General features: G+C 50.7%; 12 protein-coding genes and 2 tRNA genes. 3 read left to right on the forward strand and 11 right to left on the reverse strand.

Annotated elements, in window-relative coordinates:
* Positions 1-84 precede the first annotated feature (84 nt).
* Both LLG96_02610 and LLG96_02615 read right to left on the reverse strand, forming a co-directional pair.
* A tRNA-Thr gene (locus tag LLG96_02610) sits at positions 85-160 on the reverse strand.
* A gap of 59 nt (positions 161-219) precedes the next feature.
* Positions 220-295, reverse strand: a tRNA-Gly gene (locus tag LLG96_02615).
* 257 nt (positions 296-552) lie between these two features.
* On the opposite strand from LLG96_02615, the gene LLG96_02620 reads away from it, so the two are divergent.
* Entirely contained in the window at positions 553-765 is a 213-nt protein-coding gene (locus LLG96_02620) for a hypothetical protein (GenBank protein MCE5249092.1), read from the forward strand.
* 246 nt (positions 766-1,011) lie between these two features.
* Here LLG96_02620 and LLG96_02625 read toward each other — a convergent pair whose 3' ends face one another.
* The 8 genes from LLG96_02625 to LLG96_02660 form a co-directional block, all read right to left on the reverse strand.
* The gene (locus LLG96_02625) at positions 1,012-1,971 is read right to left on the reverse strand and encodes a UPF0489 family protein (GenBank protein MCE5249093.1); all 960 of its coding nucleotides are present in this window, start codon (positions 1,969-1,971) and stop codon (positions 1,012-1,014) included.
* The gene (locus tag LLG96_02630) at positions 1,901-3,157 is read right to left on the reverse strand and encodes a glycosyltransferase (protein MCE5249094.1); all 1,257 of its coding nucleotides are present in this window, start codon (positions 3,155-3,157) and stop codon (positions 1,901-1,903) included. Before LLG96_02630 ends, LLG96_02625 begins: the two co-directional genes overlap by 71 nt.
* Before the next feature lie 79 nt (positions 3,158-3,236).
* Positions 3,237-4,940: a hypothetical protein gene (locus LLG96_02635; protein ID MCE5249095.1), complete on the reverse strand. Its 1,704-nt coding sequence runs from the start codon at positions 4,938-4,940 to the stop codon at positions 3,237-3,239.
* Positions 4,937-5,938 carry a GNAT family N-acetyltransferase gene (locus LLG96_02640; protein MCE5249096.1) on the reverse strand — a complete coding sequence of 334 codons (1,002 nt, stop codon included), beginning with the start codon at positions 5,936-5,938 and terminating at the stop codon, positions 4,937-4,939. Before LLG96_02640 ends, LLG96_02635 begins: the two co-directional genes overlap by 4 nt.
* Positions 5,904-7,403, reverse strand: a complete 1,500-nt coding sequence (locus LLG96_02645) for an oligosaccharide flippase family protein (GenBank protein ID MCE5249097.1) — start codon at positions 7,401-7,403, stop codon at positions 5,904-5,906. The genes LLG96_02640 and LLG96_02645 overlap by 35 nt, the downstream gene beginning before the upstream one ends.
* Complete coding sequence (locus LLG96_02650; GenBank protein ID MCE5249098.1) at positions 7,393-8,076, reverse strand: class I SAM-dependent methyltransferase; 684 nt, start codon at positions 8,074-8,076, stop codon at positions 7,393-7,395. Before LLG96_02650 ends, LLG96_02645 begins: the two co-directional genes overlap by 11 nt.
* Before the next feature lie 102 nt (positions 8,077-8,178).
* Positions 8,179-9,759, reverse strand: coding sequence for a response regulator (locus LLG96_02655; GenBank protein ID MCE5249099.1), 1,581 nt, complete (start codon positions 9,757-9,759; stop codon positions 8,179-8,181).
* 246 nt (positions 9,760-10,005) lie between these two features.
* A complete protein-coding gene (locus LLG96_02660) occupies positions 10,006-11,175 on the reverse strand; it encodes an alpha/beta hydrolase family protein (GenBank protein ID MCE5249100.1) in 1,170 nt (389 codons plus the stop codon).
* A 429-nt stretch (positions 11,176-11,604) separates the two neighbouring features.
* On the opposite strand from LLG96_02660, the gene htpG reads away from it, so the two are divergent.
* Both htpG and LLG96_02670 read left to right on the forward strand, forming a co-directional pair.
* Positions 11,605-13,518: a molecular chaperone HtpG gene (gene htpG / locus LLG96_02665; protein MCE5249101.1), complete on the forward strand. Its 1,914-nt coding sequence runs from the start codon at positions 11,605-11,607 to the stop codon at positions 13,516-13,518.
* Between the two features lie 54 nt (positions 13,519-13,572).
* The gene (locus tag LLG96_02670; GenBank protein ID MCE5249102.1) at positions 13,573-14,160 is read left to right on the forward strand and encodes an SIS domain-containing protein; all 588 of its coding nucleotides are present in this window, start codon (positions 13,573-13,575) and stop codon (positions 14,158-14,160) included.
* A gap of 90 nt (positions 14,161-14,250) precedes the next feature.
* Here the strand turns inward: LLG96_02670 and LLG96_02675 are convergent, their stop codons facing one another.
* Positions 14,251-15,420 (reverse strand): HD domain-containing protein, encoded by a 1,170-nt coding sequence (locus LLG96_02675; GenBank protein ID MCE5249103.1) that lies wholly within the window; start codon positions 15,418-15,420, stop codon positions 14,251-14,253.
* Between the last annotated feature and the right edge of the window lie 151 nt (positions 15,421-15,571).

Below are 15,571 nucleotides of genomic sequence, written 5' to 3' on the forward strand. Positions count from 1 at the left end.
CGGCTTCGTCCTCTTAAATACCTCTTTCGCCATGTGGTATCCCCTTTGAAAAAAATCGACCGGAATCCGGTCTCCAATTCGTTTTGGAGCCCACAAGCAGGATCGAACTGCTGACCTCATCCTTACCAAGGATGCGCTCTACCGACTGAGCTATGTGGGCGCTCAGCTTATTGCTTTTTTCAAACAAAAATATATATTTCGCCGGTCTTATTCTGTCTATGGAGCGGGAAACGAGACTCGAACTCGCAACTTTCACCTTGGAAGGGTGACACTCTACCAATTGAGTTATTCCCGCCCTCTATGCAACAAATCAATGGGCATTTTTATTTTAAACACAAAAATCCGCCCGTCAATTAGTTCATAATAGAGTGGCTTAAACTACAGACTAATAAGATAATATTAACAACAATAAATGTCAAATATTATTTTGGCACATTTTCAATGAATTACATTCCCGAGCATGTAATTCCACGTTTTATACACTGGTATTCCTATATGTTTTTTTATTCTGAAAATTCTGTTAAAAATTCCGTCTGCAGGAGATAACCTGTCATGAGTCAGAACGAATACCCGATTAATGATTCGGGCGCTGATTTACACGCTGACTTATCCAAATACCACATTGAAAATGAACTGCAATGCATTGATTATAAACAGAATATAGACCATAATGCAGATGATTTTAAAACCCGTCGCAAACACCACGGTCACAACCGGTTTTCGGAAAAAGAATGGGTGCTGTCCGAGCGAGCCGAAGGCTCGTGAGTTCACACATTCCCGAAAAACGGGCAGTGAGCGGGGAAGCAGGCTTTTCGCGGGCGCCTTTTCCTTTGGATACTTTCCTTTGGGCGCGCAAAGGAAAGTATCACCTAAAATGTTCTTAAAAATAGAGAATTATCAGCTGATTTATACACCATTGACAGTAAAAAATAACATTTTCGTCATCGCGTATGTAAACGGATGCTTTTTCACCACCCGCTCAACCGTTTTATGTACTTAACCGGACATTCCCTACTCATGCGGGTAAACCGGCGGATAATCCACCTGAACCCCCGTTTCATCAAGTGTGTTATCGAACAATAAACGATTGACATCCCTGAGAATAATCCCGGTTTTCCCCGCTCCGCCGCAAAAATCCGGCTCTGTCGCCACCGTTGCCATCGGAGCGGTCTCAATAAGCCTCCGGAGAAAAGCGGCAGGGGTGATACTGTTGCCGGAGCCTGAATGGCACGGGTTCAGGAACTCCCCCTCGTATATCTCTAAGGGAAATGGAAATGTATGGGTATCCCATGAAAAGGTGAAAAAATCAAGATCGATATCGACTATCCGGTCATGAGTTCCGGTTGTTATTTCGCTCTTCGAAGAATCCCACCCGAGCAGCGGCCAGAGTCCCGCCATGGATGCTTCGTGTGTTGTATCGACGAGCGCTCCTTTGTAGGACAGCTCGCGTACGGGGCGGCCCAGCCGGAACAGCCGGTGTCCGGTTCCCTGTTCGTCAACGTATTTCTGTACGGTGGTTTCCCCTTCGACGGGTTCGATGGCGGAGCGAAACTGGACAGCATCTGAAATCAGGCCGAGTTCCATGCCGGAAAGGATCCAGTCGTCATCACGCGGCGAAAGGTGGTGTGTCACAAGCTCCACCAGATTTTCAAATGTTCCCTCATCACGGCGGAAACGGGCCAGTTCCGCGGCACCGTTCACGGGTTCGAGCGCATCACGGTGCCTGTCGAAGGTGATGAGCAGTACAGGCAGCGAAAGCATGCCTTCCTGCCAGCCCCGGTACAGGACGGGCAGTGTCCAGCGGTGATCGCGGAAAATACACGCGGGTGTGCCATACAGAGACTGCACATGGTTGGGATATATGTTCTTCAGTGACTCCGGAATCAGCGAAGCTTTGCGGTCATGGCCGCCAGGGGTAGTTCGTAAACTGTTTATCCCAGTGGAAGTGTTCTTCTGCGGCTTTTCGGGCATTACGTTTATACTCCTTCAGTTTTTCCCTGTCCCCGGCCATAGTATTTATAGCTTCGGCGATTTTTTCCGGATCGTTGTCGGGAAATATTCTCCCCATGGCGTGCTCTTCGATAACCCGTTTCAAGTACGGCAGGTCGTTTGCGGCGAGAGCCAGTCCCCCCATGGCATAATCGAACAGCTTGTTGGGCGAGGAATACATGATGCTCAGGGTCACAGGATTGAACGGGAGCACCCCGATGTCATGCCCGGTGATGATCCCGAGCGCTTCATCGGGGGCATATTTGCCCGTAATGGTAACCTTGCCGCCAAGTCCTTCCGAGTCTCTCAGCCGTTCGAGCCGTTCGACAAGGGGACCGTATCCTGAAATGGTCAGCACTGCACCGTCGATGTGTCTGAACGCGAGTACGAGTTCCTCGAGCCCCCGGAACGCCTGAACCTTGCCCTGATAGAGCACCCGCACAGGGTCGTGCACCATGTCGGTGAAAACAGGCCCCCCGAAGAGCGGGGGACAGTTCATGACAACCGAGGGAACCGTTTTCAGGCCGTATTCTTTCCCGATCATCTCCGCAATCATGGAATTGACCGTAACGACGCGATCGGCGTATACGATTCCTTCTGCTTCGAGCTCACGAAGTTTCGTGTTCGGCGCGCTCCCGTGAACCCCGATTCCCGGCCAGAACTCGTGGGCATCGTACACGAGCGTTTTCGCCGCGCCCGACCGTCGGAGTATACACCCTGCGGCAAGCGTGTCCACATCGTTGCAGTGGACGAGATCGAAGGTTCTCCCCGGAAACGCTCCGGTCATCATATGGCCGATCTTTTCGGTGCTTCGCATGAAATGATTGAAATTCATTGTCAGTACCGTATTTCGCAGCGCAGCCATGACGGATGATGAGGGAACATCCTCGTGAATCTGCGAGACGACACGGCGGTATTCGGGTTTGAGAAGTCCTCCGAGACGGTTGTAGAGCCGCTTGAGTATGAATTCCCTGCGATGGGGAAACCGCACGATGCCGATACCGTCCGCGATTTCCTTCTCCAGCCGTCCTGAGGGATTGGTACACACAACCGTCACATCGGCGCCCGAATTGCGGAGCGAGAGGCATGTTTTATGGACACGGGGGTCTTCGAGAACCTCTCCGATCAGGAGAACAAGAACCGTTTTAAGCTCTTCCGGTGCGGACATACTCCTGCTCATCGGTAATGGTATGGTGAAAAACACATTCCCTGCCTGAAAAACGGCATGTCTCCCGGCGCATCACCCTTCACCGTTTTCTCACAAAGGTAATGCCCTTTTCTGGATCGACCTGCCCCGGCCGTATGGTCAGTGTATCATGGCTGAGGTCGGTGGCTCCGCGGGCACCCTCGATCGTAAATTTCATCGAAGTGATATTCGGCGCGGAAATGGAAAAGTCCATTTCTTCGGGAAACGACAGTCCTTTGATACGCCACATGTCCGGAGCGTATTCCAGTGCCCGGAGAACCTTTTCGCGGGTTGTCCACCAGTGCGCCAGTTCGGCGCCGGTCATCGCACGGGCCCGGTCGAGGCGGCAGCGCGGGATGAACGAATGGTAAAAATGCGCCAGACCGGGAATCTCGGACGGGTCCATGTTGCCGGGATGAATGAGAACGCTGAAAAGCCCGCCTGCCGCCCTGGCATACAGATACGACTCGTGGACGCGGCGTTTCATCATTTCCTGATCTCCGCCGCTGTGGAGAAACACCGAGTCCATGAAATTGAGCGGAATTTCCAGTATTTTCCCCGCAGGATGATCGAGGGGATACGGAAAATAGGGCGACGCCATTCCGTTTCTGAAACCGGGCCTGTCGCTGAATCCCAGCGTAGCATCATACATGAGACCCGCCTGGACAGCAGCTTCGAGCGTTTTCCCGTGACGGAACATGAGATAGTGGTGACGTACCCCGGCAAGCCTGAAACCAAGACGGCACTCAAAGGATTCCAGCTGGCGTTTCAGGTCGTTGACATCGCGAAAAGCGCCGCGGGTTCCGTGAAGAGCAAGTTCACAGCCATCCTCGACGATACGCCGTATCATGGCTGTTATCTCCGATGGCTTCCGGTGGTAAACCGGATCGATATCATTTTCCCGGATGGAGTATTCGCCGCCGAACGGTGCAAAAAACCATGTCGATTTGAATCCGTTTCCGCCTTCGAGAAAGAGAAGTTCATCGAAATTCCAGTAGGGATCGTAACCCTTGAGGGCGTCCGAAAGCGCCTCAATCGTCCGCACGAACCGTCCGCCCCTGAACCGTAAGAGATCGGCCAGGGAAAGCAGCAGTTCATACACGATTCGTTTCGCCGTCCATTTCTTGACCATATCGACGTCATGGCTGAGGAAAATCGCCATCGAAGCCGAAGCCGGCCACCGAGGCAGCGAGAAAAGCGGCAGGTGCAGCTTTCGAAAGATGTAGCGGATGACGCTTTCGAGCAGGTTGAAGTGAAAGGACACGGCCGGGGCATATATGACGCTTTCGGGCAGGGGATTGTGACGGCCGTAGCGGTCGGTACCCGTCTTCTCCTCGAGCTCGCCCGACAGAATCCGGATGGTCGCTTTTATTATATCGGCAGCGAAAATCAATGTATAGGCGTTACCGGTATACCCCTCGTATACGAGCGGTCCGCCTTCGGATGTTTTAATGAAGCAGGAGAATCCCTCACGGTCGATCTGCTGAATTTTCGCCAGTATCGGCGCTTTCACCGTCATGGTTTCGTAGTGGCACGGATATTCGGGGATTTCATCGTTCTGGAGCGAAGGGACAGCTATTATTGCCGGATAGATTTCGCTGTATTCCCTGAGATTTTTCTCTGAAATATCACCGTAGACAAGCGCGATAGGCGAACGCAGGCCGCCCTCGTAAAGGCCAAGGGGAATTCCGGCATGGATTCTGAAATTCCGGGTAAACAGGGATGCAGGTCCTTCGACGCTCGATGTCAGTATCAGATCTATCATGGTGAAAAAATCCTTTTTATTTCTCCGTACGCGCCGAAAACGGCCCGAGCAAACAGGGAACCATACCGCTCTGTTACATAATACGGTTTGAGTTCTCCTCCAAACCCTTTTTTGAAAAAAGCCACCGAGGGAATATTGGCGCCGACCATGTCGAGCAGCGTGCATGTTTCCGAATACCGGCGGATCGTGTCCCAGAACAGGAGAGAAAACGCCCCTGTGGAGTTTTTGTCCGGAACCGACCCGCTGATCCATGCATAGACTGTGCCGTATCCGGATACCAGAACCATCGTGGATATGATATCGCCGTTTTCATCACGGACAGACCGCATTTCGGCAAGCCCGGTTTTCATCATCGTATCGACAAAAGCTGTCACGATATTCCGGGGAATCGGGGGTTTCTTTCCGCGATCCCGATATATCCGGTCATAGAGACCGCCGAACTGTTCCATATCGACCGGCCCGCCGGGAGCGAGGGACGATTCCGCTTTCCGCAGTACGGTGCGGACACGGCGTTCCATGAGATCCCAGACACGCCCGGTGTCGGTCAGGTCGACAATATAAGTATAACGGACGTTCCCGCGCCATCCTCCCCACGTAAACGGCCGGATATCGCCGAGGCCCGGCGCATGGACAAGACAGGAATATGAATACCGTCCGCTCAGATAACCGATAAGCAGTTCCGCACAGGTCGTCGTGAAGCTTTCTTCCCCGGTGCTCCGCTTTCCCGAGGCCGGACGATACATGACACCGCCGTACGGAGTGAGCACGGGCGTGGTTATCTTTTTGAAAGGTCCGCGTGACAGCTCGATAAACGTGACCCCCCCGGCAAGCCGGTCGTCCTCAAAAACACCGAGGAAGCGGGGCTCGCCGCCCTGTATCGCAGCCGCCGTTCTTATCCATGCGGATGTTGAAAACACCGTTCCCTGGGGCGATGAAGAAACAAAAGAGTCCCACAGGACATCGTCATTTATCGGACGAACGGTCATTTCTCTTGCCAAGGAAATTCCCTTCCAGTAAATCCGTCAAACTCAGAATCTTGATAAACCCGGCTTTCGATGCCAGAAAAATATATGCGCCAAAAAAAATCGGCAGGGACATCGTCACCACTTTAATGTCCCTGACAAACATCCGTGTCAGTAAGAACGCGACCAAACCGGCAATTGTGGAGGTTATCCCGATATCGAACAGGGTTTTTACCGGGACAAGATCGCCGAATGATACCTTGAGCGTCCTGATGATAATAACCATGAGAATGATAACATGGACATATGTCGAAAAAACCGTCGCAATGGCAGGCCCCTGGAATCCGATAAACCGTATGAGAACCACATTGAGGACGAGGTTCACTGCCAAAGCTGCAAACGATGTCCAGAACACGACCTTCGGCTTCCCGAGAGCGATGATGATAACACCGTACAGCGCAATCCGCACCGGCATCAGCAGCAGATAGATTCTGAAAGTCGGTACCGAGGCCGCATAATCGGCCCTGAACACGAGCGGAACGAGATGATCGGAAAATATCATGAGATACACGAACAGCGGCCATATGATTTTTGCGGTCAATTTCAGTGTTTTATTCACGAACAAGGCGAATCCGGCATTGTTCTGATCGTGATGAAGCTTGTTGATAACGGGTGAGACCACGCTGTAAATGGACGATAGAAGCACCCCGATAAAGGGAATCTCGATCGCTCCAACATAATAAATGCCGAGCGGCACTGCGCCATAAAATATCGATATGACAAATTTATCGAGCCATTTCGAGATGATGTCGATGGTATTGGTCAGGGCAATCGGCAGGGAAAAGCTCATCTGGAGTAAAACCATGTGCCTGCCGCTGAAAAAACTGATCGGACCCGTGTCACCGCGCATCTTGTACAGATACATCACCGACAGCATCAATTTTACCAATCCGAAAACAGCCATAACTATAAACAGTTTCTGTGCATCGGCTTTGGTTATATACTGCCAGACGGTGAGCACGATAAAAAAGATACCGTGCAGGGAGCTCAGGATAAACAGGTATTTGAGTCGCTTGAACGTAATAAAAATCGGATCTGCAAATGAAGAGGCAATGAGAAATCCGCCGTACAATCCGAACAGCCTGAGATTCGAGACAATCTCCGGATTTTTCTGAATGCCCGCAAACAACGGCGCGCCGAACCAGAACACACATGCTACCAGTACCCCTCCCATGCCCAGTATGAGCAGAGTCTGGCCGAGAAAACCGGGCCGTTCTTCCGGTGTCAGGCGCGGAAGGAAAAAATACAGCGTTTCGGGAATTCCAATGCTCAGAATCATGAACAGGGCGCTGAACATGAATACCTGCTGGAACGCCCCGAATCCTGCAGTGCCCATCGAGCGGGCAAGCCCTATGTTCAGAATAAAGAGGCTGAAGACATAGATACCTCTCCCCGAACCGACAATTCCTACTTTTCCGCCCATACTTCTATCATCGTTCATTGCGAATCGCCCTTATGGCCATGAATGACTGCCTGCCCGCAAGCCCGCACAGCACAGCATCCAGCGCCCGCCATACCGCATGAGGCAGAAATCCCGTCAAGCCCGCCATTCCCATGCGCTCCGCGGGACGGCTGACATACAGTATTACCCGCTGAACGGTGAATCCGGCATCCCGGAGCAGCTCCGTCAGAGAAAATTCATCGAACGAATGGAGATGAGCATTAACAGGGGTCTTCCTGTTACAGTGAATACAGAGCGTCTGCTCTATCTTTTCACGGTAGGGTGTGGAAACGACAAGGGAACCGCCGGGACGGATCACACGGAAAAATTCTCTGAAAGCCGCGTCAGGCTGGTCAAGATGCTCGATCGTCTCGCTCGCTACGACGGTGTCGAACCAGCCATCGCGGCAGGGAAGCCGGTAAACATCGCCGAGGGTAAAAAACACCTTTCTGTTTTTTCCTCTCATCCGGGATGACGCCCGCTTTAGACTGTCCAGCCCGAGATCGACAGCGCAGACGGTATAACCGAGCCCCGAAAGCATCTCTGAAAGCCAGCCCGAACCGGTGCCGGCATCGAGGACTTTCGTGATACCTGAACGGGGCACAAGGCCGGCGATAACCCGGAAACGTCGCTTTTCAAGGCTTTTCCGGAAGTGACCCATATCTTCCGGCATCGGCATATCATATGCATCGAGATCATAGTGTGTGGTGTAATCGCTGTACTGTATCGGTACATCTCCTGATTGTCTGAGCCATTGATGATTATGATTAAAAGACTATAAGCTATTGAGCAGCAACAGCGGCGGAAGTATTTTTTCTTCTTCGACAAGCTCGAAAAAAATCTTGCCTATTTCGGGATCCATGGTTGTTCCCATTTCCTCGCGCATGATGGAAAGCGCCTTTTCAAGAGGCATGGCCTTACGGTAGATCCTGTCGGAAGTTAGCGCATGAAATATATCGGCAACGGTCAGGATACGGCTCATGAGAGGGATATCATCACGTTTTATACCCTCCGGATACCCCTTTCCGTCATAGTGCTCGTGATGATGGTAAATGATTTTCGCCACAGGTTTCAGGGCATTGATCGAGTCGATGATTGTCATCCCCAGGATAGGATGAGCCTTTATCACGCCCATCTCCTCATCCGTGAGCCTGTCGGGTTTATTGAGAATCGCATCGCTGATACCGATTTTCCCGATATCGTGAAGAAGCCCGGAAATCTGGATCAGGTCGAGCTGTTTTTCATCGAATCCCATTCGTTCCGCAATCGCTATTGAATACTGTGTCACCATGAATGAATGACCCCCGGTGTAATGGTCACGGGAATCAATGGCGGTTGCCAGAGCCTCGATAGTTTCACGGAACATTTTCTGCTGGCCTGAAAAAAGCTCGGCATTCTTGATTGATACCGATGCCTGATCGGCAATAGCCTTGAGAAGACTCACATCATCATCGGTGATATGGTAATTGTTCCTGAACAGAACGCTCACAACACCCATAATGGTGACCTCATAGGAAAACGGCACCATGATAAGTGATGATATATTTTCAAGCATGCACAATTTTCTGAATACGGGGTCGCTCAGTTCATCAACGTTCCGGAATACCCGTACACGGCCTGCGCTGATTGTTCCGCCCAGCTCACCTTCATGTATCTGAAGGGTATCAGGAAGGAAATCGGTCTTATCCAACCCGAGGGTAATAACTTTTTTCAGGCGGTTGGCTTCAAAATCCACAAGCCATAAAATGCCCCCGGCATCTTTCATGGACCTGATTATGCTGTTCATGATAGTATTGAGCAGAACATCCAGATTGGTTATCGATGAAATGGACCGGCTGATTTCATAGATGGTGGTCAGGCGCTCGATACGTCTCCCCAGCTCGGAATCGATTTCACGAACTTTCTCGTTGAGAAGTTCACGGTGAAAGGCAAGATCGTTGTTTGTCCGCCTGAGATCATCGACCAGAGCGTTGCGCTCCAGGACGAGCCGTTTCCGTTCTATCCCCTGTTCGATGGTCTGAAGAATGGTATGCATATTCTGAAACGGCTTCATGATATAATCGAAAATATTTCTTTTAATCGCTTCGACAGCCGTATTGACAGACGCATATCCGGTCATCATGATAATGATGGTATCGGGCTGTATTTTACGGATTTCCTCGGTAAGTGTAAGGCCATCCATCCGGGGCATCTGTATGTCGGTCAGAACAACATCGTAATTTTCAGACTCGACCTGTTTCAGGGCATCGACACCGTCCGCGGCAGTATGGACAATGTATCCAAAGTGCTCCACGTACGTTTTGATTATATCCCTTATTCCCGGTTCATCGTCAACGACAAGTATTTTACCTATCACCTGAAACGTCCTCGCGACAGATATTTTCCGGAACGGTTATCCCCGTAACGTATTCCGACTTTTGATGAAATATAACACAGTACCTTCACAGACCCATCATTTTTTATCACTGCCGCCGAAACACAAGCCCTTAATCCCCGGCTCGCCGATTATCTCCATCTCCCGCCGCCGACAGCAGCGATCAGGAAAGCGATGATACTTCCGAGGATAATGATTATTTTCTGAAATCTGCTCACCTCATTTACCTCACACCAGCAGGTTATCGAGCGACGGGCTCCAGAATGCATGGTAACCGTCATGCTCATGGAGGAGAAACTTCGCGCTTTCGCCATAAGCACTGTATGCTTTCTCGATTTTCTTACAGGCAGCCCTGACGCTTTCAATGGGAAAGATCGCATCCTTTCGGCCAGTCTGGACGATACACAGCCTCGGGGCTATCAGCGACGCCACATCGGGGAAATCAGCCCACTGACAGAGACCGGGAATGTAATTGCAGCTGCAGTGACGAATGGGAAGAACCGAACCCGAAGCTTCGGTGACATACCCTGCAATGAGCGCTCGTTTGATACGGTCGTCGAGAGCCGCGGTGTACATGGTCATCATGCCGCCCCCCGAAAGGCCGATACATGCGAGCGAATCGAGCGAACATTCCTCACGGGTCGAAAGCCAGTCGATCAATACGCATATGTCTTTCGCGCGGATTCCGATAAGAGTCTTTCCCACTTCAATCGCATTGAGAAAAGGCTTCTCGCAGCCGCCGTCGAAACCGGGACGGGCATCCTCGACATAATCGACACGCTCTCCAAAGGCAAACAGCTCGGGCGCAACAGCGCACCAGCCGCGCCTGGCGCACTGGACGGCGTAATCGGTATTCAGCGTTTTTATAAGCTCGCGGGCCGTATCGTCAACCGGCTCGTTTATGATGTCACGGGCGCCGTTGCCGTGTCCATGGAGGCACAGCACGGTCTTCATCGGTTTCGATGCGGATTTGGGTTTCAGCATATAGAAGGGCATGCTCCTGCCGGGGACCACTTCCATTTCCCACTTTTCACGGCTGAAATTTTCCACCGTCTTTGTTTCGAGAAGCCGGGCGGTAGTATTGCTTTCGCCGGGAACATGCCGTTCACCGATCAGTTCCCAGAGCCTGTCGCGGAGTTTCTGTTTCCATGCTTCCGCTTCAGCACGGGTGGATGCCCTGAACGACAGCTTCGGCTCTGTTTCGGCGGTAACCTTTTTGAGATAGGTGAGTGGTGAATACTCCGGCGGCTTCGCCATGACAATTTTTTTCGGGGGGAAAGGATTTTCGTCCGGGGCTGCCGATGCGCTCCCGCCGGCCACCATGCCGAGTGACATTGCGATGCCCCCTTTCAACATATCCCTGCGCTTGATCTCTTCTACCATGTTCGGACCTCTCATAGATATGTTTCCGATTGTTACAAATGTGGTTTTATATTCAATAATATAACATTTTCCGCCCGATATAACAGTTTTTTCAGTACACGCTCCGTGCAAAGCATTACACGTACCGGGTTTCATGGCATTTGAGCGGTGACACGATGGTTTTCCGTAACCATAGAATGCCGGGATGTTCCAGATTTATACGGGATTATACTTCATCGCCGTTTGACACTTTTATTCTCCGACGTTTTTTTGTATATTATTATTCCGGTAAGTAACTAAACAACAACATTGATACTCCATATTCAGGGCGGCTTTGAATATTCAATCCCCCCTGATCACCCTGTCGGGAAGAATCCAGGGCATGGTGGTCACACTCCGGAGATATCATATATTTTGGTCAACACTGTAACATGCAGGCAATAACCCGATATCGAGGTGAATACTATGAGTACAGAGAATACTGAATCACGGGAATCACGGAAACCCGAAAAAAGAAAATTCAAGGCGGAGGTCAAACAGGTTCTCGATATTGTTATCAATTCGCTCTATACCCACCGCGAAATCTTTATCAGAGAACTCATATCGAACGCATCCGACGCCCTCGAAAAGATGCGTCACGAGGCGCTTTTACACGACACGTACACTGATAAGGAAGCTCCCTACGAAATCCGGATCGAAACCGACAAGGACAACCATACCTTCACCATAACCGATACCGGCGTTGGCATGACCCACGAGGAACTTACCGCAAACCTCGGAACCATAGCCCGTTCCGGAACACGTGAATTCCTCGAATCGGTTGAAAACCGCAAGGAGCTCGAATCGGAAATTATCGGTAAATTCGGCGTCGGTTTTTATTCGGCGTTCATGGTGGCGGGTGAAGTCCGTGTCAGAACACGGTCCTATGAACCCGAAGCCGGGGGGTATGAATGGGTCAGCAACGGTGTCGGCGAATACACCATTGAAGAGGCGGATTCTCTCCCCCGCGGCACATCGGTCATATTGACGCTCAAGGACGATGCCCGTGAATACGAGGATGAAACCATCATTAAAAACACCATCACCAAGTACTCGAACTTTGTTCCGTTCCCCATTCTCCTCAAGGGAGAAAAAGTCAACACCGTCCAGGCAATATGGCTCAAATCGCCGTCCGAAGTCGGGGATGAGGAATATAACGGATTTTTCAAATTCATCTCCAATTCTGCGGAAGAGCCGCTGTCGAGACTCCATATAACCTCGGATGCCCCTATTCAGTTCTCGGCGCTCCTCTATATCCCCGCCATGAATTTCGAGCATTTCGGCCTTTTCAAAACAAAGCCGTCGATAAATCTCTATTGCAGAAAGATTCTCATTGAGCAGCATACCGATAAACTCCTTCCGGATTATTTCAGGTTCATTAACGGCGTTGTCGATTCCGCCGATCTGCCCCTCAACATTTCACGTGAAACCCTTCAGGATAACATGATCTTCCGCAAACTCGGGAAATATCTGACACGGAGGATTATCCGCCATTTCGAGGACGAGGCGAAAAACAATCTAAAAAAATACCTCGAAATCTGGGATAAATTCGACATGTACATCAAGGAGGGCATCGTCGCGGATTATGAAAACCGTAAGGAGCTCGCTTCTCTCCTGAGATTTCATTCGAGCACGGGCGGGAAGGACGATTATATCTCGCTTGCGGATTATGCGGGACGGATGAAGGAAGGCCAGGACTCGATTTACTACCTCAACGGCCGGTCGAGGGAAGAGATTGAAAACGGCCCGTATATCGGAGCGTTCAGGAAGCGGGATATCGAGGTGCTTTACCTCTTTCAGCCGGTCGATGATTTCGTTTTGACCGCGCTGGTTGACTATGAGGGGAAAAAGCTGGTAAGCGCCGATTCGGCGGATATCAAGCTGCCAGAAGCCAAAACGGCGGAACAGGAAAGGGAAGAAAAACCGGCTCTCTCTCCTGATGAAATCAAGGGGCTGGCGGTCTGGATGAAGGAAACCATCGGTGACAGCGTTTCCGATGTCCGCGAATCCCTGCGTTTCATGGATCGTCCCGCGATAATTGTCAATCCCGACGATGCCATGACAACGACCATGCGCCGTGTCATGAAAGCTGCGGGCAGGGATATGGAAACCGGGGGCGAGAAAATCCTTGAAATCAATACCCGTCACCCGCTCATCGTCAGGCTGAAAAAACTCCGCGAAGGTAAAAGTGACAAGGGATTTCTCCAGTCCTGTGTACGGCAGATTTTTGATAATGCACTTGCCGAAGCGGGGCTCCTCGATAATCCCAAAACCATGGTCGATCGTGTCTATGATATTATGGACCGGGCGCTCCGTGACGAAGAGCAGAAACAGCACTGAATCGAAGGGTAAAACAAGCATCAGTCTTTCAAACCTTGTGACCGGGAATCAGCCATGTCCATGACCAAGACCATTCGATCCATCATGAAGGCTCATCAGCTTATGGCTGAATCGATGCTTTCCGATACACGGCTTGTAACTGAAATCGGGCGGGCCGTGGATACCTTCTCACAGACACTCCTCGATGGCGGCACCGTGTTCGCCTTTGGCAATGGCGGCTCCGCTGCCGATGCGCAGCATTTCACCGCGGAGCTTGTCGGCCGCTTCGCCATGGAGCGCCCGGGGCTCAGGGCTGTTGCTCTCACCACCGATGTATCCGTCATCACCTCGCTCTGCAATGATTTCGGCTATGACGATGTGTTCGCCCGTCAGATCGATGCGCTCGGCAGAAAAGGCGACAGCGTTCTTGCTATCTCCACGAGCGGAAACTCATCGAATGTCCTCAAAGGCATCACGGCCGCAGCGGGGAAAGGTATGAACGTCGTGGGGTTTTCCGGCGGAAACGGTGGAAAGATGGCGGGCATGTGCACCGTCGAGATTCTCATCCCTTCACACGAAACGCCCCGTATTCAGGAAGGCCATGTCCTCGTATACCATATTCTCTGCGAGCTTATCGAAAAAGCGGTGTGCGGAAAGAAGTGATATAACAAGTCCGATCCCGGGATTGAGTTGATAAAATGCTGTTACCGGCCTGATGGCTTGTTTCGGGATGGTGGATGCGTATAACCACGCTCAGAGGAGAATCTGGAGCTCGACCGTTGTAAACTTGGATGTGTCGATAATCATCGGTTTTATTTTTTTCATGAACTTGTTCTTCGTCAGTATGATTACCGGCTTGTTAATGTTTTCATCGTTGATTTTTGCCACAACCCCGACATAACCGACAAGGTGCGGATCGACAATATTAATCACTTTTATCGTGGTGCCGACCGGGTAGATGGGAACAACCTGGAGAAGTGTCTGGATAATATCACGGTTGTATATCTTTTCCGAATCCAGAATAATCTGTTTGATACTCTGTTCGGGGGAAAGCTGTTTTTCTTTTTTGGGATTGAACACATAATTATCGAAAGCATTGGCGACACAGCAGATTTCCGCAAGCCGGTATATATATCCCTTGTTTTCCCGTACAACAGGCTTTACGGGCGGAAGATTCTGGCCTTTCAATCCTATGGGAAAACCGCTGCCGTCCTGATATTCATGGTGCTGGTTGACAATCTGGGTCTCCATGGGACTGACATCGGAGCTGTCACGGATCAGAAGGTAACCGAACGTTGGATGTTCCTTATAGAGACTCGCCGCCCGCTTGGGCTGCTGAGCTTCCTTGAGCTGTTCGATAATTATTTTGCCTATATCGTGAAGAAACGATCCCAGGGCGAGGCTCAGAAGTTCCGGTTTGCTGAACCGGTACCGTCTCCCGAGCAATATTGACAGAACGGTGACATTGACCGCATGATCGAGGAAATAGGTTTCATCGGACTTAATCATCACTGCATTGAGAAATTTAGAGCCCGCAGATGAGATATCCTTCAGAATCTCCTCGACGATGATCCTCATATCATAGGTGATCTTGACATCTTTGAGATACCCCTTATCGAGGAGCTCGACTGCCTTTTCGTACGTCAGGTCCTTGAATTCCGCCTGTTTTGTAATGGCATTAATTTTATTGGCATATTCCAGTTTGGCCTGAGAACGGATTTCATCGGATATCACATCCTCGGGTATAACCTCCTCGGTGCCCTCTTCCATGACATACACGTGTGAATGTCCGCGCTCGAGGAGTTTTGCCTTTATGGTACCCGAGATGCGGTATCCGGCTCCGAGGAGAAGTTTCCCGTTATCCTGATAAATGGATTTCCCGAGTACCTCATCCTCGCACTCTTCAATCGAACATAATCTCATCTACAGTCGTACCCCTGATTATTTATACATGCTTCAGAAAAAAATTCAAGACTGTCATTTTAAATGTCAGTAAATGAACAATCAAAGTCAAGTTTTATCTGAAAAAACGGTTATTTGTCCCAGCTATTTTTAAAATCGATTGGAGTTATTC

Source organism: bacterium (assembly GCA_021372535.1).
GTDB lineage: Bacteria > Latescibacterota > Latescibacteria > Latescibacterales > Latescibacteraceae > JAFGMP01.

Coding starts and splice junctions, on each gene's coding strand:
- LLG96_02620 (MCE5249092.1), top strand. CDS start 553: ATGAGTCAGAACGAATACCCGATTAATGATTCGGGCGCTGATTTACAC.
- LLG96_02625 (MCE5249093.1), bottom strand. CDS start 1,971: ATGCCCGAAAAGCCGCAGAAGAACACTTCCACTGGGATAAACAGTTTA.
- LLG96_02630 (MCE5249094.1), bottom strand. CDS start 3,157: ATGTCCGCACCGGAAGAGCTTAAAACGGTTCTTGTTCTCCTGATCGGA.
- LLG96_02635 (MCE5249095.1), bottom strand. CDS start 4,940: ATGATAGATCTGATACTGACATCGAGCGTCGAAGGACCTGCATCCCTG.
- LLG96_02645 (MCE5249097.1), bottom strand. CDS start 7,403: ATGAACGATGATAGAAGTATGGGCGGAAAAGTAGGAATTGTCGGTTCG.
- LLG96_02650 (MCE5249098.1), bottom strand. CDS start 8,076: ATGCCGGAAGATATGGGTCACTTCCGGAAAAGCCTTGAAAAGCGACGT.
- LLG96_02660 (MCE5249100.1), bottom strand. CDS start 11,175: ATGAGAGGTCCGAACATGGTAGAAGAGATCAAGCGCAGGGATATGTTG.
- htpG (MCE5249101.1), top strand. CDS start 11,605: ATGAGTACAGAGAATACTGAATCACGGGAATCACGGAAACCCGAAAAA.
- LLG96_02670 (MCE5249102.1), top strand. CDS start 13,573: ATGTCCATGACCAAGACCATTCGATCCATCATGAAGGCTCATCAGCTT.
- LLG96_02675 (MCE5249103.1), bottom strand. CDS start 15,420: ATGAGATTATGTTCGATTGAAGAGTGCGAGGATGAGGTACTCGGGAAA.